We start from the raw sequence: 22344 nt of genomic DNA, 5'->3' as shown, positions 1-22344 counted from the left end.
CTTGGCTTATTAGTTTGTCTTTTGAGCTTCTAAAAGACGTGCATCGCGCTCTTCATTTCTGCGCTTTTCAATCTCATTTCGTTCTTTTTGATCTTTGGTTTCCCATTTTTCATATGCGTTAACTATCCGAGCGACTACTGGATGTCTAACGACATCATCTGCAATGAAAAAATTGAAGCTTATTTCATCGACCTCGGAGAGAACTTCTACAGCATGACGCAAACCGGATTTAGCTCCACGGGGTAAGTCAATCTGTGTCACGTCTCCGGTAATCACTGCACGGGAGTTAAAACCAATACGAGTCAAGAACATCTTCATCTGTTCTACGGTGGTATTCTGGCTTTCATCAAGAATGATAAATGCATCGTTAAGGGTTCTTCCACGCATATATGCTAGTGGAGCAACCTCTATCACGTTTCGCTCGATAAGTTTTTCAACACGTTCAAAGCCAAGCATTTCAAATAGTGCGTCATAAAGAGGGCGCAGGTATGGGTCGACTTTTTGGCTTAAATCGCCAGGTAAAAATCCAAGTTTTTCACCCGCTTCTACCGCTGGGCGAGTTAATAGAATGCGACGGACTTCTTGTCTTTCCAGTGCATCAACTGCTGCTGCAACGGCTAAGTAGGTTTTGCCGGTACCAGCAGGGCCAATGCCGTAGGTTATATCGTGCGTGACGATATTAACTAGGTATTGAGCTTGGTTGGGTGTTCGGGGCTTAATGACGCCTTTTTTTGTTTTAATAAAGACTTCTTTGCCATGTTCAATAGTGGCTTCAGCCGTTTGTTCAAGGACACCAGATTCTTTAATTGCTAGATGGATCTGCTCTGGTTCTATATCTGGTATGTTGCCTCTTATTGGCGCTGTATTAACATAAACTGTTCTAATGATGTCGAGTGTTGCTGCGGCGATATGTGATTTACCAACAATTGAGAATGCGTTACCACGATGGTTTATTTCGACGCCAAGTCTACGTTCTAGGTGTTTGATATTGTCATCGAATGGGCCACAAAGGCTGGACAGACGGTGATTGTCGGAAGGTTCTAGATCTATCTCTAGCGTCAATATTTTATTGCTCAATTTTGCCTCTCATTGTTGCCTTTTACTTCGCCAGCAGGAGAGCTAGCTAGGAGCCCGATGTCGATCGGGCTCTGGCTTACTTTTAAGATAGCTTAAGGTGTAAATGTTGCAACACCTAACTCGTCTTCTTTACGTGATTTTAACATCATATCAGTCGGCGTGGTTGCTATACGTAAATTCATATCTTGTTCTGTACGTACTAGATCACCACGAAGTGAGTTAGAGAATACATCGGTAATATTTACATCAACAAACTGGCCGATAAGATCAGCGGAACCTTCAAAATTGACTACACGATTATTTTCAGTACGTGCACGTAATTCCATCAAGTTTTTCTTCGACGGTCCTTCAACGAGAACACGTTGTTCCGTGTTCAGCATTTGGCGAGAATAACGCATCGCTTGGCTATTTATCTGTTGTTGCAATTCGAACAGACGGTCTTTTTTCTCTTGTTCTGGTAAATCACAAGGGTAATCAGCGGCAGGTGTGCCAGGGCGAGGGGAGAATACAAAGCTGAAGCTCATATCAAAATCGACATCTTTGATAAGTTTCATTGTGTCCTTAAAATCGATATCGCTTTCTCCCGGAAAACCAACGATAAAATCCGAGCTGATTTGGATGCCCGGACGTGCTTTACGTAGTTTTCGAATGATGGATTTATATTCAATAGCCGTGTGAGGCCGCTTCATCATGGTAAGAATACGATCGGAGCCGCTTTGAACGGGGAGGTGTAAAAAACTGACCAATTCAGGGGTATCTTCGTAAACGGCAATGATATCGTCGGTAAATTCTAGCGGGTGGCTGGTAGTAAAACGCAGACGGTCGATACCGTCGATTGAAGCAACAAGGCGCAGTAAATCTGCAAAAGAACAGATATCACCGTCATGAGTTGGACCTCGGAACGCATTGACGTTTTGACCGAGTAAGTTGACTTCTCTTACGCCTTGTTCTGCTAGTTGTGCAACTTCATAGAGAACGTCATCCATTGGACGGCTTACTTCCTCTCCACGCGTATAAGGCACAACACAGTATGTGCAGTACTTAGAGCAGCCTTCCATAATAGAAACAAATGCCGTTGCACCATCAGCGCGCGGTTCTGGCAGGTTATCGAATTTTTCGATTTCAGGGAAAGAGATATCCATGACTGGGACATGGTCACTTTGTGATGCTTTGATCATCGCAGGAAGACGATGCAGAGTTTGCGGGCCAAAAATCACGTCTACAAACGGCGCACGTTCGCGAATATGCTTGCCTTCTTGAGTGGCAACGCAACCCCCAACACCTATCACAACTCCCTCTTTTTTATCTTTGAGAGTTTTCCAACGGCCAAGCTGATGAAATACTTTCTCTTGCGCTTTTTCGCGAATAGAGCAGGTATTTAGAAGTAAGACATCTGCCTCTTCTGGAATGTCGGTTAGCTCATAACCGTTGGCGGCATTAAGCAGATCGGCCATTTTAGACGAATCATATTCGTTCATCTGGCAACCCCAAGTTTTAATTAGCAGTTTCTTACTCATTTCACATTCGCTCGTTTTCAGTGTTCAATTTAGTGAGCATAGTGCTCATATTTTTCGTGCCAAAAGGTGGCAAGCCGAGTATTGTACTGCTTTAAAAACCGCCTGACCAGAGGTTGAATAAATGATTTTAAAATCGATTGAAAGACCTTATCAATGCTATGGTTACTTGGCTGCGTTGTCGTTTACTGGTTTCAGTGGATAAGATACAAAAGTCACTGAGTTTAGAATGTATAGAAGAGAAGAAGTAGCTGAAATGGAACGATACGATTTAGTTATTATTGGCGGTGGAATGGTAGGTGCTGCCGTTGCCTTAGGTGCGGTGAAGCAAGGTAAAAAAATCGCACTCGTTGAAGGTGTTGAACCGCAACCATTTGAAACGTCTCAAGCTATGGATATTCGTGTGTCGGCGATTTCCAAAGCATCAGTGGCGTTGCTTGAATCACTCGATACTTGGGGTCAAGTAACAGCAATGCGAGTTTGCCCCTATCGTCGTTTGGAAACATGGGAACATCCTGAGTGTCGGACTAAGTTTAATGCTGATTCGTTAGGGTTAGACGTATTAGGTTATATTGTTGAAAATAGATTGGTTCAACTGGCTTTATGGACACAAGCTAAGCAATATTCCAACTTGGAATCTTTTTGTCCAGATAGCTTACACTCCATTGAATTTGGTGAGGATAGCAATGTCGTCACTCTTTCTTCCGGTCAACAATTAAAAGCGAGTTTAGTGATCGGTGCGGATGGCGCAAATTCGAAGGTTCGAAGTCTTGCTGGTATCGGTATTACTGCATGGGATTATCGTCAGGATTGTATGCTTGTTAATGTCGAGACGGAGAAGCACCAACAAGATATTACTTGGCAATGGTTTACTCCTAATGGGCCCCGCTCATTTTTACCACTCAAAGGTAATCAAGCCTCTTTAGTTTGGTACGATTCGCCGAAAAGAATTAAGCAACTCATCTCAATGAAACATGACGCTCTGCGTAAAGAAATTGAAACTCACTTTCCGACTGAGCTTGGTAATATTAAGGTGTTGCAGGCAGGGGCATTTCCATTAGTTCGCCGGCATGCGCAAAGTTACTTTAAAAACCGTTGTGTTCTTGTGGGGGATTCTGCTCATACAATCAACCCTCTAGCCGGGCAGGGGGTTAATCTTGGTTTTAAAGACGTGTCCGTGCTGCTGGATATCATAAATAAGCAAGATTGGTATTCAAAAGACACGTTAAAACAATATGAACTAAGACGACGACCAGATAACTTGTTGATGCAATCAGGCATGGATTTTTTCTATAAAGTGTTCAGCAACGATGCTGTACCGCTAAAGTTCGCTCGAAATACAGTGCTGAAAGTGGCGAATAATTTAGGGCCAATAAAAGAAAGGGTACTTAAGTACGCATTGGGACTTTAGATATAAAAAAAGCACTCAATGAGTGCTTTTTTTATAATGGTGCGGAAGGAGAGACTTGAACTCTCACACCTTACGGCGCCAGAACCTAAATCTGGTGCGTCTACCAATTCCGCCACTTCCGCAAAACATTGTTGTAGATAAATTTGAGATGGTGCGGAAGGAGAGACTTGAACTCTCACACCTTGCGGCGCCAGAACCTAAATCTGGTGCGTCTACCAATTCCGCCACTTCCGCATCTCAAACTGTCTACAGACCTATCGGCTAATTGGTAAAAGCAAATAAGCTTGAATAAATGGTGGCTACGACGGGATTCGAACCTGTGACCCCATCATTATGAGTGATGTGCTCTAACCAACTGAGCTACGTAGCCATCACATTAGGTTTTCAGCCTAATGCCTAAGGAAATTAAGAACGTCTAATTTCCAGTAACATAGTCGAGTTGCTAGTTAGGTTATACTCGCATTACTCAAACCACTTACCAATATGGTTGGGTTACCTGCTAGATTTTAAACTAAAGGGAACCAGTGAATACTGGTATCAAAAGTCTCTAGTGGTCAGTACAACCATTCATAAATATGGCTGGGTTACCTGCTAGATTTTAAACTAAAGGGAACCAGTGAATGCTGGTATCAAAAGTCTCTAGTGGTCAATACAACCATTCATAAATATGGCTGGGTTACCTGGATTCGAACCAGGGAATGCTGGCATCAAAAGCCAGTGCCTTACCGCTTGGCGATAACCCAACAAATATGGTGCGGAAGGAGAGACTTGAACTCTCACACCTTGCGGCGCCAGAACCTAAATCTGGTGCGTCTACCAATTCCGCCACTTCCGCATGTTCCGTACTCTTATCAGATGAATTGGATCCAATAAGAAATTGTATAGCTTGAGCTTTAAACTACGATTACTCAAACCACTTACAAATATGGCTGGGCTACCTGCTAGATTTTGAACTAAAGGGAACCAGTGAATGCTGATATCAAAAGTTTAAAAATTGCGGTTACTCAAACCACTTACAAATATGGCTGGGTTACCTGCTAGATTTTGAACTAAAGGGAACCAGTGAATGCTGATATCAAAAGTTTAAAAATTGCGGTTACTCAAACCACTTACAAATATGGCTGGGCTACCTGGATTCGAACCAGGGAATGCTGGCATCAAAAGCCAGTGCCTTACCGCTTGGCGATAGCCCAACAAATATGGTGCGGAAGGAGAGACTTGAACTCTCACACCTTGCGGCGCCAGAACCTAAATCTGGTGCGTCTACCAATTCCGCCACTTCCGCATGTTCCGTACTCTTATCAGATGAATTGGATCCAATAAGAAATTGTATAGCTTGAGCTTTAAACTACGATTACTCAAACCACTTACAAATATGGCTGAGTTACCTGCTAGATTTTGAACTAAAGGGAACCAGTGAATGCTGATATCAAAAGTTTAAAAATTGCGGTTACTCAAACCACTTACAAATATGGCTGGGCTACCTGGATTCGAACCAGGGAATGCTGGCATCAAAAGCCAGTGCCTTACCGCTTGGCGATAGCCCAACAAATATGGTGCGGAAGGAGAGACTTGAACTCTCACACCTTGCGGCGCCAGAACCTAAATCTGGTGCGTCTACCAATTCCGCCACTTCCGCGTAAATCTGTTGTAGAAAATATGAGATGGTGCGGAAGGAGAGACTTGAACTCTCACACCTTGCGGCGCCAGAACCTAAATCTGGTGCGTCTACCAATTCCGCCACTTCCGCGTCTCAAATTTTCTACAGACTTCTTTGCTAACTGGTAAAAGCAAACAAGTTTTAATTATGGTGGCTACGACGGGATTTGAACCTGTGACCCCATCATTATGAGTGATGTGCTCTAACCAGCTGAGCTACGTAGCCATCTAAATCAAGCGAAACAATATAATATAAAGTTCGCCCTTTTAACAGTACAAAAAGTACTTTTTTATTTATGGTCGGGTTACCTGCTAGATTATAACGAGAGGGAACCAGGGTTGCTGGTATCAAACGTTGTAACTGCATTACTCGAACCACTTGCCAATTATGGTCGAGTTACCTGCTAGACTTTAACGAGAGGGAACCAGGGATGCTGGTAATCAAACGTTGTAGCTGCATTACTCGAACCACTTACCAATTATGGTCGGGTTACCGGCTAGATTTAGAACAAGAGAGAACCAGTGAATGCTGGCATCTAAAGTTTTAAAACTAAAGTTACTCGAACCATCTTCAATATGGCTGGGTTACCTGGATTCGAACCAGGGAATGCTGGCATCAAAAGCCAGTGCCTTACCGCTTGGCGATAACCCAACAAATATGGTGCGGAAGGAGAGACTTGAACTCTCACACCTTGCGGCGCCAGAACCTAAATCTGGTGCGTCTACCAATTCCGCCACTTCCGCAAATCTTTTTATAATTTCTAGATAGTAGAATTAGTCTATCTAGAAAAGCAAATATGGTGGCTACGACGGGATTTGAACCTGTGACCCCATCATTATGAGTGATGTGCTCTAACCAGCTGAGCTACGTAGCCAAATTCTCATTCTCTAACCGTACGGCCAGCGACAAGAACGGAGCGCATTATGCGGATCTGTAGGAAAACCGTCAACCTATTTTTTTGCATAAATCCCACTAAAAAGACTGTTCGCGTCTTTTTTAAACAAAGATGGCTTTTTTTGCTTAAAAACTAATTACATTTCTCCATTAAATTGGATTATTAACAATAAAAAATGAAGCGATGATTTTAACAGATATGAAAAAGCCACTTAATAAAAGTGGCTTTATTTAGAACTGATTCAGTGTTTTGGTTACACGTTAAAACGGAAGTGAACAACATCCCCATCTTTAACGATGTAATCTTTACCTTCTAAGCGCCATTTCCCTGCTTCTTTTGCACCACTTTCGCCGCTGAATTGGATGAAATCATCGTAGCCAACGACTTCTGCACGGATGAAGCCTTTCTCAAAATCAGTATGGATCTTACCTGCTGACTGTGGTGCAGTGGCACCAATTGGGATTGTCCATGCGCGAACTTCTTTTACACCAGCGGTAAAGTATGTCTGTAGCGTAAGTAGATCATAGCCTGAACGAATCACACGGTTCAAACCAGGCTCTTCTATGCCCATGTCTTCAAGAAACTCAGCGCGATCTTCATCGTCTAGTTCAGAAAGTTCAGACTCGATGGCGGCGCATACAGGAACGACTACATTGTTTTCGTTTTCTGCAAATTTGCGTACTTGATCAAGGAATGGGTTATTTTCAAAGCCATCTTCACTCACGTTAGCGATGTACATCGTCGGCTTTAACGTTAAGAAGTTTAAGTAATCTACCGCTTTCAACTCTTCTTTCGCTAGCTGAACCGTTCTCGCCATGCCACCTTCTGTTAAAATAGGCAGAAGTTTTTCTAGTACAATCACTTCGAATTTAGCGTCTTTGTCGCCGCCCTTGGCTCGTTTTGCCTGGCGATGAATTGCTCGCTCACAAGTATCTAAGTCTGCAAGAGCAAGCTCTAAATTGATGATTTCAATATCGTCTAAAGGCGATATTTTACCTGCAACGTGAACGATGTTTTCATCTTCAAAGCAACGAACCACGTGACCAATTGCATCTGTTTCACGGATATTAGCAAGGAATTTATTCCCTAGACCTTCACCTTTAGATGCTCCAGCAACGAGGCCTGCTATGTCCACAAACTCCATAGTCGTCGGTAGGATTTTTTGAGGGTTAACAATCTTTGCTAGTGCATCTAGACGTAAATCAGGCACAGGTACTATGCCAGTGTTAGGCTCGATAGTACAAAATGGAAAGTTTGCTGCTTCGATACCAGCTTTAGTTAGTGCGTTAAACAGAGTCGATTTACCTACGTTTGGTAGACCAACGATGCCACATTTGAAACCCATGATATAAACCTTATTCTGCTTTGAACGTGTGTAAGCGATTTTGTGCTTTGGCTATGCCGTCTTTGAGTAAGATATCTAAGCTGCGGACAGATTCATCTACGACAGCATCAATACATTCTTGCTCTTTTGCTGGGGCTCTACCCAATACATAGCCAGATACCCTATCTTTATGCCCCGGATGGCCAATGCCAATCCGTAAGCGGTAAAATTCTTTGTTATTACCTAGTCTGCTAATTGAGTCTTTTAAACCGTTATGGCCACCGTGGCCGCCCCCTTTTTTAAACTTACCTACCCCGGGAGGGAGATCAAGTTCATCATGAGCGATCATGATTTCTTCAGGCTTGATTTGGTAGAACTTGGCAACAGAAGCAACAGCCTTTCCTGACAAATTCATAAACGTGGTCGGAATGAGAAGACGTAAATCGTCACCATTTACCATGATACGTCCAGTATAACCAAAGAACTTTGATTCATTCTTTAATGCTATATTGTGGACTCGTGCCAATTCTTCAACAACCCATGCTCCGGCGTTATGTCGGGTCTTCGCATATTCAGGACCTGGGTTTGCCAGACCTACGAGCAGTTTAATCTCTTGACTCACGGTTAGGATCTCTCTTGGATTTTCAAAAAGCGCCGTATAGTAGCATAAAAGTACTTCAAGGTGCGAGGCACTAAATATGGGTTTCCACAACACAAAAAAACACCCCTTCTAAAGAGGTGTTTTTAATAAGATTAACGGTTATTTATAGCGACAAACTAAAACCGTGCTGACAAACCGTCTTAAGCTAAATCGTCTTAACTAAACATAGCTGAAATAGATTCTTCGTTGCTGATACGACGAATCGCTTCAGCAAGCATGCTAGATAGAGTCAACTGCGTTACTTTACCTGTTGCTGCCATTTCCTTAGAAAGGGTAATGGAATCGGTAATGATAACTTGGTCGATCACTGAGTTTTTGATGTTCTTGGCTGCATTGCCCGAGAACACGGCGTGTGTTGCGTATGCGAATACACGCTTAGCTCCACGCTGTTTAAGTGCTTCTGCTGCCTTACAAAGTGTGCCACCAGTATCGATCATGTCATCGACGATAACACAGTCACGGCCTTCTACTTCACCAATCAGGTTCATTACTTCCGATACATTGGCGCGTGGACGACGTTTGTCTACGATAGCAATATCAATATTTCCTAACGCCTTCGCAGTTGCACGTGCACGAACAACGCCACCAAGATCTGGTGAAACGACCACAGGGTCTTCTAGACCACGGGCTGCCATATCTTCTAGAAGAACTGGCGTACCGAAGATGTTATCTACAGGGACATCGAAGAAACCTTGAATCTGCTCAGCATGAAGGTCGATAGTTAATACTCGATCAACACCCACGTTAGACAGAAAGTCAGCAACGACTTTTGCAGTGATAGGCACACGAGCAGAACGAACGCGTCTGTCTTGTCGAGCATATCCGAAGTAAGGGATAACAGCAGTAATACGGCCTGCGGAAGCACGGCGCATTGCATCAATCATTACTACTAATTCCATTAGGTTATCATTAGTAGGAGCACAGGTTGATTGGATGATGAATACGTCACTACCACGAACATTCTCGTTTATTTGAACCGCTATTTCTCCATCAGAGAAACGGTCAACAGTAGCGTCACCAAGAGAAATATAGAGACGATCAGCAATACGTTGGGCTAGTTCAGGTGTAGCGTTACCAGCAAATAGCTTCATATCAGGCACAGTGGAAACCTCGGGGTTGCGTCCAGTTTTTAAATTAGGTTGGGTGTTCACGAGTTACTCATTCTTTAATCTATTCAGCTAAAGATTTTTTGTAACTGGTGAGTGTTTTATGCAATAGGGAACGGTTTTTCCCTTGTGCAATAAAACTTAAAACAGCGTCAGGAAGTTTAGCACGAATTCTCTCTGCATCGAGTTTGTTGTTAAACTCAGAAAACAGACATGACCCTGTACCCGTCAATCTTGACGGCGCATATTGTAACAGCCATGAAAGTTGCTTATCAACCTCTGGATAAAGTAATCGGACAATTTTTTCGCAATCGTTTACTTGTGATCCAGTTAACAGCTCAGCTATAGCTCGCTTTGGGGTATTTCTGGTCAAGTCAGGATGAGAAAAAATTTCTGCTGTTGATATGCTCACATCAGGCTTAACCACCAGATACCACTTCTCTTCTGGGGTTACTTTTTCTAATCGTTCTCCCACTCCTTCTGCAAATGCCGAAAAGCCTTTCACAAAAATTGGGACATCAGCACCTAGTTGTAAACCAATATCAGCCAACTCATCAGAGGTTAAATTAAGCTGCCAGAGAAAATTTAATGCGACAAGTACGGTCGCAGCATTAGAAGAACCGCCGCCAATACCACCACCCATGGGTAACCTTTTTTCCAAATGGATATCAGCACCGTAGGAAACCTGAGTCTTTTCTTTAAGCGCTATAGCGGCTTTCCATATCAAATTGCTCTCGACAGGTACGCCTTTAAGTTCAGGGGTAAGCGTAATCTTGTCAGAGGAATTGGCTTGGATAGTTAGGGTGTCGCAATAATCTAAAAACTGGAATAGTGTTTGAAGCTCGTGGTACCCATCTTCTCTTCTATTGTTGATATAAAGAAAGAGATTAAGCTTTGCAGGGGAGGGCCAAGAAGTCGACTGAGTTATCATGAATTTATTACCCATTTAGAAACAGCGATTTTAATTTTGGTGTCTGTGGATTTTAGTGTCATTTGATTTGGTAGCGGCAGGCCATCGTAATCTTGATAGCGGGTGTAATCTAATGTCCAGTTACGGTTTCTGCTTCTTTTTTGTAAAGATTTTAATGTGTTAGTTTCATTAAATTGGTAGTCGTCTGCCTGAATTGGGAGACCTTTTATCCAATGTTTCAATTGAGATACCGGAAATTCTAAACCAGTTAACTCTGCGAATAACAAGTTGGCGTCTTTATTTTCGTAGATTTGGTCATCACTGGTGATCACCTTGGAACCGTCCGGTGTCATAATGAGCGTTAATACAGTAGAGCCGAGAAAGTTGATCAAACGTAATTCGCTGTCTTTTTCAGTATGTTTCCAATAAAAATTCAAACTAACGGTATCTTTTGGGCCTCGATAACCCAGTTTGCCCGTAGCCTGAAATGAACGAATGTTTGAGAGCTGTGTACTGTGTTTTTCCCATTCTACATTAATGGCCGATTCTTTAGGGAGGGTGCTACAAGCAGAAACGAAAAAAATCAGGGACAAATAGATACAGTATTTTTGAATTATTTTCATATTGGTCAATAATCACGCAAATCAAGTAAGTCTTTAGGGGTAACTATATCATCTAAATCACGAACTCATAAAAACATCTCTCTATCACCCTTTCATTAAGTAAGCCCATCAAGTAAAATTCCCCCCTTAATTCGTATATTAAAATCGAGATCTTTTATTCCATGTCCTTGCTTGTTATTGGTATCAATCACAATACAGCGTCGGTTGAATTGCGAGAAAAGGTTGCTTTTTCCCCTGAGAAGTTGACAGAGGCGCATAAGCAACTTGGAGCAGATTCAAATATAAAAAGTGGTGTTATTGTCTCCACTTGTAATCGAACAGAGATCTATTTTGATGTAAAACAAGCAAGTAAGAATCAAGTAATTGACTGGATGACAGAGTTTCATCAGATTCAACCTGAAGAACTTAAGTCAAGCTTATATATACATGAAGAACAAGCGGCGATTAAGCACTTGATGCGTGTTTCGTGTGGACTCGACTCGCTTGTATTGGGTGAACCTCAAATCTTGGGGCAAGTTAAGCAAGCCTACTCAAGTGCTAGAGAGCTTAAGTCTGTCGACGGCACAATGGAAAAATTGTTCCAAAAAACATTTTCAGTAGCAAAAAAAGTTCGCACAGAAACTGAAATCGGCGGGAGCGCTGTTTCGGTTGCTTATGCAGCCTGCACACTTGCGAAGCACATATTTGAATCACTTTCAGAATCGACAGTCTTATTAGTGGGTGCCGGCGAGACAATAGAACTTGTCGCCAAACACCTTTCCGATAATGGATGCAAACATATCATTGTTGCTAATCGTACCCGTGAACGCGCACTAGGCTTAGCAAAACAGTTTGATGCTCAGGTGATAAGCCTCGAAGAAATACCGGAACACCTATATAGAGCCGATATCGTTATAAGCTCTACAGCCAGTCCTTTACCTATTATCGGTAAAGGTATGGTGGAAACGGCGTTGAAAAAACGTAAGCGTCAACCCATTCTAATCGTAGATATAGCCGTACCGAGAGATGTAGAACAGCAAGTTGGCGACTTAGACGATATTTATCTTTATACTGTCGACGATTTACAGTCTATTGTTCAGCAGAATATGGAGCAGCGCAAAGTTGAAGCGATTCAAGCTGAGGCGATTGTTTCCGAAGAGAGCGCTGCATTTATGACTTGGTTACGATCATTACACGCTGTTGATAGTATCCGAGAATTTCGAACGTCAGCCAATGCGATTAGAGAAGAACTTATCGCGAAAAGCCTACAGGCACTCGAGGCTGGTGGTGACCCCGAAAAGGTGTTGCTAGAACTAAGCAATAAACTGACCAACAGATTGATCCACGCTCCTACTCGCGCCCTGCAAAGTGCAGCGGAGCAAGGTGACCCAGATAAACTCTCTGTAATTAGACAGAGTATAGGTCTAGACGACCTACAACAAAATTAAAGAAGATTATGAAACAATCCATTTTGACTAAGCTTGAAACTCTAGTAGAGCGTTACGAAGAGGTTCAGCATTTACTTGGTGATCCTGACGTTATTGGTGACCAAAACAGATTCCGTGCACTGTCTAGAGAGTATTCTCAATTAGAAGAAGTGACGATGTGCTTCCAAGCGTACCAGCAAGCTCAAGACGATCTCGACGCTGCTGAGGAAATGGCGACGGAAGACGATGCAGAAATGCGCGAAATGGCGCAAGAAGAGATAAAGGAATCTAAAGCCACTATCGAAAAACTGGCGGATGATCTACAGATTCTACTGATACCAAAAGATCCAAACGATGAGCGTAACTGTTTCTTAGAGATTCGAGCAGGCGCCGGTGGAGATGAAGCGGGTATATTCGCCGGTCACCTTTTCCGTATGTATAGCCGTTTTGCTGAGAAGAAAGGTTGGCGAATCGAGGTAATGAGCTCGAATGAATCTGAACAAGGTGGTTACAAAGAGATGATCGCTAAAGTGATTGGCGACGGTGCTTATGGCGTACTAAAATTTGAATCAGGTGGCCACCGAGTGCAACGTGTTCCTGCGACGGAATCGCAAGGGCGTGTACATACCTCTGCTTGTACCTTGGCTGTCATGGCAGAAATACCAGAAGCGGATCTACCAGAAATTAAATCGTCTGACTTGAAAATAGACACATTCAGATCGTCTGGTGCTGGTGGTCAGCACGTGAACACCACCGATTCTGCTATACGAATTACCCACTTACCGACGGGTACTGTAGTGGAATGTCAGGATGAACGTTCTCAGCATAAAAACAAGGCGAAAGCGATGTCGGTTCTTGCTGCAAGAATTATTAAGGCTGAAGAAGCTAGACGCGCTGAAGTCGTTTCGGATACTCGACGTAATCTATTGGGTTCTGGCGACAGAAGTGACCGTGTTCGAACTTACAACTATCCGCAGGGCCGAGTATCAGACCATCGAATCAACCTTACATTGTACCGTTTGTCAGAAGTGATGGAAGGCGATCTTCAAAGCCTTATTGATCCAGTGATATTAGAATATCAAGCAGATCAACTTGCCGCGCTTGCAGACCTGAATTAATCCAGAATCGCATTATATATGGATATGACACCGACTGTTGAGGCGACGTTGAGGGCGACAACCACTTTGCTGGGTGAAAGCGGAAGCGCGTCGCCATCTTTGGATGCTGCAGTGTTGCTTTGCCATGTACTAGGAAAACCACGCAGTTACCTTTTAACGTGGCCTGAAAAAGTACTGACAAACGAACAACAAAGCCAGTTCAGAGCGTTGATAAAAAGACGAATTGAAGGCGAACCTATTGCTTACATAACCGGTGAACGTGAATTTTGGTCATTGTCGTTGATGGTTTCTCCTTCAACATTGATCCCTAGACCTGATACGGAACGTCTTGTTGAGATTGCACTGGAAAAAGTGCCCACAGAACCTTGTCAGCTATTGGATTTGGGATCGGGGACCGGCGCTATCGCTCTTGCGATGGCATCTGAGTGTCCACAGCATGCCGTTACTGGCATAGACATTCGTACCGAAGCTAAAGAATTGGCGGAGAAAAATGCAACAAACCTCGGTATAAATAATGTTACGTTTTTGCAAGGCAGCTGGTTTGAACCGCTAGAAACAAATCGTAACTACATTGGAACTAAATTTGATCTGATTGTTTCCAATCCACCATATATTGATAAAGATGATCCTCACCTTACCTCTGGTGATGTTAGGTTCGAACCAAAAAGTGCTCTTGTCGCCGAAGAGAAAGGCTTGTTAGATATACGTATGATTGCAACACAGGCTGTTCGTCACCTAAAGCCGAAAGGCTGGTTGCTGTTTGAACACGGTTTTGAACAAGGTGAAGCCGTGCGAGAATTATTGTTAACTTTGGGCTATAGCGACGTGTCAACCGAGCAAGATTACGCTGGGAACGACAGAGTTACCTATGGCCGATGTGAGTCAACTCCATTAGAATAAAGAGAAATTACAGTGTATTTTGCTTTAAAAAACATCCACATGCTGTCTATCGTACTTAGTGCGATTTTATTATCCATTCGCTACGCATTGATGATGGCGAACTCCCCGATGATTGAAAAGAAGTTTCTAAAAATATCACCACATGTTATCGATACGATATTAATCCTCTCCGGTATAGGGCTAATTTTCAGCCTCGGGTTTATACCTTTTACACCAGGCAATGAATGGTTTACGGAAAAAGTGACCTGTATATTGGCCTATTTCGCATTAGGTTTCTTTACTCTTAAAGTCGCTAAAAATCGACTACTTAGAACCTTCGCATTCTTTGGCGCGTTAGGCTGGTTAGTAATGGCGGGTAAGATCGCAATAACTAAAGTACCAGCATTAATAGGGTAAACCATGTTTAAATTGTTCGATGAAGATTTAGATGGGATGGCGATCGTAGAAGGAGCATTAGCGCTCAATCATTCGATTAACTCCGATACAGACGTTGCGTGGGCTGAGGCAGAACTTGCGAAACTATTGAGTGAGATAGAGCTGGCGTTAGTTAATGAGACAGACGAAAAACAGAAGTTTGACTCTTTCATACGCTACTTCTACTGCGACCTAGGGTTTAAAGGCGACAGTGAAGCCTACTTCAGCTCAGAGAATGTATTTATGGATACAGTACTGAGGCGCAGAATGGGTATCCCTGTGAGTCTGGGCGCTCTGTTTCTTTATTTTGCAGGCAAGTTAGGCTTTCCTGTTGAAGGTGTGACGTTTCCAACCCAATTTTTGGTTAAGCTGCTATGGTCTGATGAAAAGCCAATGTACATCAATCCATATAATGGTGAGTATGTAGACAAGAAGATACTCACCGCTTGGCTTATTGGACAAGAAGGGCCGTTAGCTAAATTGAAAGCAGAACACCTAAAGACAGCGGATCATCCCACGATTATTGGTCGTTGGTTAGCCGTAACCAAAAGCGCACTTTTAAGAGAAGAGCGCTATACTTTGGCACTTAGGTGTACCGATTTGGCATTAAGCTTTGTTCCCGATGACCCCTATGAGATTCGCGATAGAGGCTTTATTTATCAACAGCTTGATTGTCATCAAATTGCAAAAACTGATTATCAATTTTTTATTGATCAGTGCCCAGAAGATCCAGCGGCTGAGCTACTCAAAAGCCAGTTAAGGGCACTGGACACAAATATCGTTACTATTCACTAGTTAATTTGTTGAATTAGCTAAAGCCATTGATTAAAAGTAGAGAGAAAAAAATGGAACAAAAAATCGTTCATGTTGGTGATATTCCAGTTGCAAACGACAAACCGTTTACCTTATTTGCGGGGATGAATGTTCTTGAATCTCGCGATCTCGCTATGAAAATCTGCGAACATTATGTCACCGTTACTGAGAAACTTGGTATTCCATACGTATTTAAGGCGTCATTTGATAAAGCGAATCGCAGCTCTGTCCATTCTTATCGTGGTCCCGGCCTAGAAGAAGGAATGAAGATATTCCAAGAAATCAAAGATACCTTTGGTGTGAAAATCATTACCGATATCCATACGGAAGCACAAGCTCAAATTGTTGCCGATGTCGTTGATGTGATTCAGCTACCTGCATTCTTAGCTCGTCAGACCGATCTTGTTGAAGCGATGGCGAAGACGGGTGCGGTTATCAATGTCAAGAAACCTCAATTTATGAGCCCTGATCAAGTGGGGAATATTGTGGATAAGTTTGCAGAATGTGGGAATGATAAAATCATTCTATGTGAGCGAGGTTCTTGCATGGGCTATGATAATCTAGTGGTTGATATGCTTGGTTTTGGTGTCATGAAAAAAGTGTCTAACGGCAGTCCTATTATTTTTGACGTGACTCACTCATTGCAGATGCGAGATCCGTCTGGTGCAGCATCTGGTGGACGTCGTAACCAAACAGTCGAGTTAGCTAAGGCAGGATTAGCAACGGGTATTGCTGGTCTGTTTATTGAGGCTCATCCTGACCCTGATAAGGCAAGATGTGACGGTCCGTCGGCTCTTCCATTGGATAAATTGGAGCCTTTCTTAGCTCAGATGAAGTCACTTGATGACATGATTAAGAGCTTTGAACATATCGATATTAAGTAACTCATCGACGCACTATAAAATTAAACCGCCTTTTGGGGCGGTTTTTTTGTGGAAAAATCAATTGAAGTACAAACCTGAAAGAATTCAACTTTGCTAAGCCTGAACCTAGATCAATATCATAGGTAACCGATTGCCTGTGATGGCTTTTGGTTTTATGTGTATTAAATCACTTTCATTAAAATAAAACTGTAATATAAAGGTGACCTATATTTCATATATATGAAATCATAATAGATGATCTCTTCGAATAATCTAAACTTCTTCAAGTTGTCACTTGAAAAACCATGATTTGAGAACTTCACGGCAGTGAAAAATCCAAAATAATAGAAAGGTACTAAAGATGAAGGAACGCTTGATACTTAAAACTGTGCTAGGTGCAGCAATATTAGCAACATTGGCTGGTTGCGCGACGGGACCTGCATGGGAAGAAGACCAAACTTATAAGCTAACGGTTTTGCATACCAATGATCACCATGGCCGTTTCTGGTCAAATAAATATGGTGAGTACGGTATGGCAGCGCGTAAAACGCTAATCGATGAATTACGTGCTGAAGTGGCTGCTGAAGGTGGCAGTGTGCTACTGCTTTCTGGCGGTGATATTAACACCGGTGTTCCTGAATCAGATCTGCAAGACGCTGAACCTGATTTTAAAGGGATGAACAAGCTTGGTTATGACGCAATGGCGTTAGGTAACCATGAATTTGATAACGCGCTTTCAGTGCTAGATCAGCAAATCGCATGGGGTGGTTTCCCTATGTTGTCTGCAAACATCTATGACAAAACAACAGGCGAACGTAAATATCAAGCCTATGAAATGTTTGAAAAGCAAGGCATCAAAATTGCTGTCATCGGTTTAACTACTGAAGATACGATGAAGATTGGTAATCCAGAATTTATTGCTGGATTAGAATTTCGTGACCCGAAAGAAGAAGCGAAGAAGCTGATCGCTGAAATTAATGAAAGCGAAAAACCAGATCTGATTTTTGCTGTGACGCATATGGGTCACTATGAAAATGGTAATCGTGGTGTGAATGCACCAGGTGATGTTGCGCTTGCTCGTTATTTAGACGAAGGCTCGCTAGATATGATCGTTGGTGGTCACTCTCAAGAACCTGTCTGTATGGAAGGTCCTAACGTGATGAATGGCTCCTTCAAGCCGGGTGCTGAGTGCCAACCAGATAATCAAAATGGTACCTGGATAGTTCAGGCTCATGAATGGGGTAAATATGTAGGTCGTGCTGACTACGAATTCCGTAATGGTGAACTGGAAATGGTGAGCTATGACCTTATTCCTGTAAACCTTAAGAAAAAAATCAAGGTTGATGGCAAGAAAACGCGCGTATTCATTCAAGATGAAATCGCTCAAGACGCGGAAATGGTCGCATTCTTGAAACCATACCAAGAGCAAGGTCAGGAACAGTTGAACATTAAGGTTGCTGAATCTAATGCGAACCTAGTTGGTGAGCGAAATATCGTTCGTTTCCAACAAACTAACCTTGGTCGCTTGATTGCTACTGCACATATGGAACGCGCTAAAGCAGATTTCGGTGTGATGAACTCTGGTGGTGTACGTGCTTCAATTGAAGCTGGCGACATTACGTATAAAGATGTGTTGACCGTTCAACCATTCGCAAACGTAATTACATACAACGACATGAAGGGTAGTGAAGTACTAGACTACTTGAACGTTGTCGCGACGAAACCGGTTGATTCTGGTGCTTATGCTCAGTTCGCTGGTATTTCAATGACAGTAGAAAACGGTAAAGTGAGTGATGTTAAGATTGGCGGTATGCCACTTGATATGAACAAGACATATCGTTTCACCGTGCCAAGCTTTAATGCTGCTGGTGGTGATGGCTATCCTAAGTTGACAGGTCACGCCGGCCACGTTAATACTGGCTTTGTTGATGCAGAAGTATTGAAAGCATACCTAGAGTCAAACACACCGATAGATGTAAGCAAATTCGAGCCAAAAGGCGAGATGGTTTACAAATAAGGGATTAACTTGACGATCCTCTAAGGAACGTTGAAGATAAAGGCGATGCTAATGCATCGCCTTTTTTATTTATTACGAGTGAATTATACCAAGCTAAGTTAGTGTGTGATCAACATGAATGTCATTCAGTCGAACGTTCAAGACACCGACACCCTTGTGCGCATAGTAGTGGGCCTTCCTGCCCATTGATGTTGGCTCCATGATCACCATATTGCTGATCAGTTGATTTTCCAGATTGGTATTACTTGAAACAAAATCGTTGAGTAAAGTATGACACCAGCTATCGACCTTCTAAAGAAGAAAAAAATACCACATACGGTTCATCAATATAAGCATGACCCCAAGCATGTAAGCTACGGCTTAGAGGCGGCCGAGGTGCTTGGGGTAGACCCTAATAAGGTATTTAAGACCTTGATGTTCTGTATCAACGGCGAGCAGAGAAACCTTGCTGTAGCTATCATTCCGGTGGAGAGTAAGCTTAATCTTAAACAGGCAGCTAAAGCGATGAAAGCCAAAAAGGCGGAGATGGCTGACCCCACTATCGCTCAGAAAATATCTGGATACGTTGTCGGTGGTATCAGCCCATTAGGCCAGAAGAAAAGATTACCGACTTGTTTAGATATTACTGCTCAAGGGCAGGAGGCTATTTATGTGTCTGCTGGGAAGCGGGGACTTGATTTGGAGGTGTCGCCAGATCACCTGTTGCAACTAACGAACGGATTGTTTGCCGAGTTAACGGCATAAAAAATAGAGAGACCATCACCTAATTGATTGAGCAGATGATGGTCGTTAATATTATTTATCTGTGGGTCTATTTTTTTAGAGAAAGCGTACCTTCGACTCGTTTTGTTGGCTTGCTATCCCGTCTGCTGTCGGCGTTAGAGTACGAATCGGAATTTCTTTTTCTTGGAGAATGACGAAATTCATCGGCATTGTTACCTGAAAAAGTTCTTGGTTTTTGATTTCTTCTTGCGCGAGAAGGTTGATTCTCTTCTCGACTATCAAATAGTTTTGCGTCCGTCGCTCGTCTGATTCGCCCTCCATCCGCATTCACTTTCGATGCTTCTTCAGTATTACTTGAATCACCACTCATTCTTAGTATTTCAGCAACTTCAGCGTCTGTTAAATAACGCCATTTTCCGTTTGGAATACCGTCGATAGTGATATTCATAATACGCACGCGACGAAGCTTAAATACTTCATAACCTAATGCCTCACACATACGGCGAATTTGACGGTTTAACCCTTGGGTCAGTACGATGCGAAACGAGTACTTGGTTTCTTCGGTAACTTCACAAGGGAGAGTGACCGTGTCAAGAATGGCCACTCCTGAAGACATTTTCTCAAGAAAAGCTTTGTTAATGGGTTTGTCTACGCGAACCACATATTCTTTCTCGTGGTTATTGCCAGCACGCAATATTTTGTTGACGATGTCGCCATCATTTGTCAAAAATATCAGTCCATCGGAAGGTTTATCTAAACGACCAATTGGGAATATTCGCTGCTTTAAACCAATGAAATCGACGATATTACCAGGGATATCCCTTTCTGTCGTACAGGTGATACCTGTTGGTTTATTCAACGCGATATAGATGGCTTTTTGCTTTCGATTTAGTGGCTTGTCATCGACGAGTACGACGTCATCCGCTAGTACTTTGGTCCCCATTTCTGGGACGATACCGTTAATGGTGACTCGGCCACTATCAATGAGCCTATCCGCTTCTCTACGGGAGCAAAAACCCGTCTCACTGATAAATTTATTTAAGCGTTTGCCTTGCGGATCTTGAGATATATTTTGCGACATGGTTTTCTCTGTTTCACAACGATGAAAAAAGCAACGATAAAATCGTTGCTGGGTATTGGCTTATTTTAGCATCAATTTGTATTTAACCTAGACGTTTTTGATGCCTTTCGCGATTTTCGAGTTTTTTATCGATGCTTTTCTTCAACATAACATATACCGCACCTGTACCGCCGTGTGTTCTTTGTGTGCTATGTACCGCCAATACATCCGATATCTGCGCTAACCAACTAGCGGTATAGCTTTTCATCATCGCGGGAGGATTTGAACGCTCTCCTTTCCCATGGACAATAATCACACTCCGGATATCCATACGTAAACATTGGCGAAGGAACTTAACGATTTCTTCTCGGGCCTGTGTGAGGGTTCTCTTGTGAAGGTCCAAACGTGCCTGAATAGGATACTTGCCGAGTCTTAACTTTCGATAGACCCCGTCTTGTACACCACTGCGTTTAAACTCGATAATATCATCTGGTTTTAGCATTGGGGCGTGATCAAGAGAAAGGTATTCAGGTTCATCCTCTGTTAGGTTCATCGCGGCTTCACGACGAGCTAATTGAGCATCAGAAACATGATGGTCTTTTTTGAGTTCGGCGATGTCTTGTGTCAACGGTTTTACATCGTCCATCATTTTTTGAAATAGGTCTAGGTCGTCTTCCTGAGACATAACTGCATCTCACATTGGTCAATATTCATCAAATGAGTATACCAGTTGGAAATGCAAGGTCATCAACTATTGATCATCAAGAAAAGTAGATCGCCAGAGCCATGGTTCATATCGGTAAATTACAGGCAAAGAAAACCGGAGAAAATATAATATTTACTCCGGAGCAATAGTTTGACTTGCTAAGTGATCTAGTGAGGAGATTTGTCGCTTACTATCTTGTAAATGAAATAACCACCGAAAAATAGCATGATGCCGAATGTGACGAATATGACTATCATTGAAGATAAGCCTATCGCATTCCCAAAAAGGAGATCGAGCCAGAAATCCATGTTTTCTCCTAACAAAATAGTAATGACGAAACTAAATTAGAGGTTGTTTAGCTATTAATCACTGATCTGGATCAATTGTGGCCATTTAGTTAAGAAAATGATCTTGTTGTTGTGTTTTTAGTCACATTTTAGCTGGGCTTGATGCTAAAGTAAGCAGTTGAACAGATGCTGAGAAAAAGTAGTAGAAATGGCTTGCGTCTAAGTAAATAATGAGTAATATACGCTTCCGTTCCCGGTTAAAAGAAATCGGAACGATATTCGGTGAATAGCGCAGCTTGGTAGCGCATCTGGTTTGGGACCAGAGGGTCGGGGGTTCGAATCCCTCTTCACCGACCATCTTTAAAAGCCTCGTCTGATGACGGGGCTTTTTGCATTTTAGAAAAGAGTAAATATAAGAGTGAGTGGAAGTATAAGGTCGGGGGCGTTTACGCCTTAATTCAGCTACCTCAAACCTCGTCATCCCCATGAAAATGGGGATCTAATATAACAAAGATTCCCGTTTCCATGGGAATGACGAAGTATTTAGTACTAACTGAACAGCATTACACAAAGTGGGGATCTGATAGCACAAATATTGCCTGTATTCACGGCATTGTGTCCCCTGACATCAACGGTTGCATCCTATCGTTTCATGACAGAAAAAATAAGAACAAGTGGAGGTGACGGGAATAAAATTTTGACATATAATCAATGCCCTAATCGGATGCTAGCGCAGTTTGGTAGCGCACTACTCTGGGGGAGTAGGGGTCAGCGGTTCGAATCCGCTGCATCCGACCATATCACTCACTCTCTTGTTATTATTCCACAATGTGAAATGTTAACGAGAGAGCTATGC

19 protein-coding genes and 16 tRNA genes are annotated in these 22344 nt (G+C 42.7%); 11 read left to right on the top strand and 24 right to left on the bottom strand.

What is annotated here, in order from left to right; translation table 11 throughout:
* Positions 1 to 9: 9 nt before the first annotated feature.
* A complete protein-coding gene (locus IUZ65_RS12680) occupies positions 10 to 1077 on the bottom strand; it encodes a PhoH family protein (protein ID WP_195704061.1) in 1068 nt (355 codons plus the stop codon).
* Positions 1078 to 1169: 92 nt separating this feature from the next.
* On the bottom strand, positions 1170 to 2594 hold the full coding sequence (miaB, locus tag IUZ65_RS12675; protein ID WP_195704060.1) for a tRNA (N6-isopentenyl adenosine(37)-C2)-methylthiotransferase MiaB: 1425 nt from the start codon (positions 2592 to 2594) through the stop codon (positions 1170 to 1172).
* Between the two features lie 253 nt (positions 2595 to 2847).
* Here miaB and IUZ65_RS12670 point away from each other — a divergent pair, with 253 nt between their 5' ends.
* Complete coding sequence (locus IUZ65_RS12670; protein ID WP_195705109.1) at positions 2848 to 4002, top strand: 2-octaprenyl-3-methyl-6-methoxy-1,4-benzoquinol hydroxylase; 1155 nt, start codon at positions 2848 to 2850, stop codon at positions 4000 to 4002.
* Positions 4003 to 4039: 37 nt separating this feature from the next.
* Here IUZ65_RS12670 and IUZ65_RS12665 read toward each other — a convergent pair.
* The 19 genes from IUZ65_RS12665 to lolB form a co-directional block, all read right to left on the bottom strand.
* Positions 4040 to 4124 (bottom strand) — tRNA-Leu (locus IUZ65_RS12665).
* Positions 4125 to 4151: 27 nt separating this feature from the next.
* Positions 4152 to 4236, bottom strand: a tRNA-Leu gene (locus IUZ65_RS12660).
* 59 nt (positions 4237 to 4295) lie between these two features.
* A tRNA-Met gene (locus tag IUZ65_RS12655) sits at positions 4296 to 4372 on the bottom strand.
* 298 nt (positions 4373 to 4670) lie between these two features.
* Positions 4671 to 4745, bottom strand: a tRNA-Gln gene (locus tag IUZ65_RS12650).
* 7 nt (positions 4746 to 4752) lie between these two features.
* A tRNA-Leu gene (locus IUZ65_RS12645) sits at positions 4753 to 4837 on the bottom strand.
* A gap of 283 nt (positions 4838 to 5120) precedes the next feature.
* Positions 5121 to 5195, bottom strand: a tRNA-Gln gene (locus IUZ65_RS12640).
* 7 nt (positions 5196 to 5202) lie between these two features.
* Positions 5203 to 5287: transfer RNA gene (locus IUZ65_RS12635), tRNA-Leu, on the bottom strand.
* A 187-nt stretch (positions 5288 to 5474) separates the two neighbouring features.
* Positions 5475 to 5549: transfer RNA gene (locus IUZ65_RS12630), tRNA-Gln, on the bottom strand.
* Positions 5550 to 5556: 7 nt separating this feature from the next.
* A tRNA-Leu gene (locus tag IUZ65_RS12625) sits at positions 5557 to 5641 on the bottom strand.
* A 26-nt stretch (positions 5642 to 5667) separates the two neighbouring features.
* A tRNA-Leu gene (locus IUZ65_RS12620) sits at positions 5668 to 5752 on the bottom strand.
* A gap of 58 nt (positions 5753 to 5810) precedes the next feature.
* A tRNA-Met gene (locus tag IUZ65_RS12615) sits at positions 5811 to 5887 on the bottom strand.
* Between the two features lie 351 nt (positions 5888 to 6238).
* Positions 6239 to 6313, bottom strand: a tRNA-Gln gene (locus IUZ65_RS12610).
* 7 nt (positions 6314 to 6320) lie between these two features.
* Positions 6321 to 6405, bottom strand: a tRNA-Leu gene (locus IUZ65_RS12605).
* 54 nt (positions 6406 to 6459) lie between these two features.
* Positions 6460 to 6536 (bottom strand) — tRNA-Met (locus IUZ65_RS12600).
* 274 nt (positions 6537 to 6810) lie between these two features.
* On the bottom strand, positions 6811 to 7902 hold the full coding sequence (gene ychF / locus IUZ65_RS12595) for a redox-regulated ATPase YchF (protein WP_195704059.1): 1092 nt from the start codon (positions 7900 to 7902) through the stop codon (positions 6811 to 6813).
* Between the two features lie 10 nt (positions 7903 to 7912).
* Entirely contained in the window at positions 7913 to 8503 is a 591-nt protein-coding gene (gene pth / locus IUZ65_RS12590; RefSeq protein WP_195705108.1) for an aminoacyl-tRNA hydrolase, read from the bottom strand.
* A 194-nt stretch (positions 8504 to 8697) separates the two neighbouring features.
* Entirely contained in the window at positions 8698 to 9642 is a 945-nt protein-coding gene (locus tag IUZ65_RS12585; RefSeq protein WP_195705107.1) for a ribose-phosphate pyrophosphokinase, read from the bottom strand.
* 70 nt (positions 9643 to 9712) lie between these two features.
* Positions 9713 to 10579, bottom strand: coding sequence for a 4-(cytidine 5'-diphospho)-2-C-methyl-D-erythritol kinase (ispE, locus tag IUZ65_RS12580; RefSeq protein WP_195704058.1), 867 nt, complete (start codon positions 10577 to 10579; stop codon positions 9713 to 9715).
* Positions 10576 to 11181: a lipoprotein insertase outer membrane protein LolB gene (gene lolB, locus IUZ65_RS12575; protein WP_195704057.1), complete on the bottom strand. Its 606-nt coding sequence runs from the start codon at positions 11179 to 11181 to the stop codon at positions 10576 to 10578. The genes ispE and lolB overlap by 4 nt, the downstream gene beginning before the upstream one ends.
* Positions 11182 to 11342: 161 nt before the next feature.
* On the opposite strand from lolB, the gene hemA reads away from it, so the two are divergent.
* The 8 genes from hemA (at position 11343) to ybaK (ending at position 19456) form a co-directional block, all read left to right on the top strand.
* The gene (hemA, locus tag IUZ65_RS12570; protein WP_195704056.1) at positions 11343 to 12608 is read left to right on the top strand and encodes a glutamyl-tRNA reductase; all 1266 of its coding nucleotides are present in this window, start codon (positions 11343 to 11345) and stop codon (positions 12606 to 12608) included.
* A gap of 8 nt (positions 12609 to 12616) precedes the next feature.
* The gene (prfA, locus tag IUZ65_RS12565) at positions 12617 to 13705 is read left to right on the top strand and encodes a peptide chain release factor 1 (RefSeq protein WP_195704055.1); all 1089 of its coding nucleotides are present in this window, start codon (positions 12617 to 12619) and stop codon (positions 13703 to 13705) included.
* Positions 13706 to 13723: 18 nt separating this feature from the next.
* Positions 13724 to 14605, top strand: coding sequence for a peptide chain release factor N(5)-glutamine methyltransferase (gene prmC / locus IUZ65_RS12560; protein ID WP_443083712.1), 882 nt, complete (start codon positions 13724 to 13726; stop codon positions 14603 to 14605).
* Positions 14606 to 14617: 12 nt separating this feature from the next.
* Positions 14618 to 15001, top strand: coding sequence for a SirB2 family protein (locus tag IUZ65_RS12555; protein WP_195704054.1), 384 nt, complete (start codon positions 14618 to 14620; stop codon positions 14999 to 15001).
* 3 nt (positions 15002 to 15004) lie between these two features.
* Positions 15005 to 15814 carry a SirB1 family protein gene (locus IUZ65_RS12550; RefSeq protein ID WP_195704053.1) on the top strand — a complete coding sequence of 270 codons (810 nt, stop codon included), beginning with the start codon at positions 15005 to 15007 and terminating at the stop codon, positions 15812 to 15814.
* Between the two features lie 50 nt (positions 15815 to 15864).
* The gene (kdsA, locus tag IUZ65_RS12545) at positions 15865 to 16716 is read left to right on the top strand and encodes a 3-deoxy-8-phosphooctulonate synthase (protein WP_195704052.1); all 852 of its coding nucleotides are present in this window, start codon (positions 15865 to 15867) and stop codon (positions 16714 to 16716) included.
* A 340-nt stretch (positions 16717 to 17056) separates the two neighbouring features.
* Positions 17057 to 18712: a bifunctional UDP-sugar hydrolase/5'-nucleotidase UshA gene (gene ushA / locus IUZ65_RS12540; protein ID WP_195704051.1), complete on the top strand. Its 1656-nt coding sequence runs from the start codon at positions 17057 to 17059 to the stop codon at positions 18710 to 18712.
* 270 nt (positions 18713 to 18982) lie between these two features.
* Positions 18983 to 19456, top strand: a complete 474-nt coding sequence (ybaK, locus tag IUZ65_RS12535; protein ID WP_195704050.1) for a Cys-tRNA(Pro) deacylase — start codon at positions 18983 to 18985, stop codon at positions 19454 to 19456.
* 67 nt (positions 19457 to 19523) lie between these two features.
* Here ybaK and rluF read toward each other — a convergent pair whose 3' ends face one another.
* The 3 genes from rluF to IUZ65_RS12520 all read right to left on the bottom strand — a co-directional run bounded on the left by rluF (position 19524) and on the right by IUZ65_RS12520 (position 21509).
* Complete coding sequence (rluF, locus tag IUZ65_RS12530) at positions 19524 to 20504, bottom strand: 23S rRNA pseudouridine(2604) synthase RluF (RefSeq protein WP_195705105.1); 981 nt, start codon at positions 20502 to 20504, stop codon at positions 19524 to 19526.
* Between the two features lie 94 nt (positions 20505 to 20598).
* Positions 20599 to 21180 (bottom strand): DNA endonuclease SmrA, encoded by a 582-nt coding sequence (smrA, locus tag IUZ65_RS12525; RefSeq protein ID WP_195704049.1) that lies wholly within the window; start codon positions 21178 to 21180, stop codon positions 20599 to 20601.
* A 188-nt stretch (positions 21181 to 21368) separates the two neighbouring features.
* Positions 21369 to 21509, bottom strand: a complete 141-nt coding sequence (locus IUZ65_RS12520; RefSeq protein WP_195704048.1) for a DUF3149 domain-containing protein — start codon at positions 21507 to 21509, stop codon at positions 21369 to 21371.
* A gap of 259 nt (positions 21510 to 21768) precedes the next feature.
* Here IUZ65_RS12520 and IUZ65_RS12515 point away from each other — a divergent pair.
* Positions 21769 to 21845 (top strand) — tRNA-Pro (locus IUZ65_RS12515).
* A 364-nt stretch (positions 21846 to 22209) separates the two neighbouring features.
* Positions 22210 to 22286, top strand: a tRNA-Pro gene (locus IUZ65_RS12510).
* Positions 22287 to 22344: the final 58 nt, after the last annotated feature.

The sequence above is a fragment of the Vibrio sp. VB16 genome, from assembly GCF_015594925.2.
Lineage (GTDB): Bacteria > Pseudomonadota > Gammaproteobacteria > Enterobacterales > Vibrionaceae > Vibrio.
Note: the sequence above shows the minus strand (reverse complement) of the source record. Positions and strands in the feature narration are given on the sequence as shown.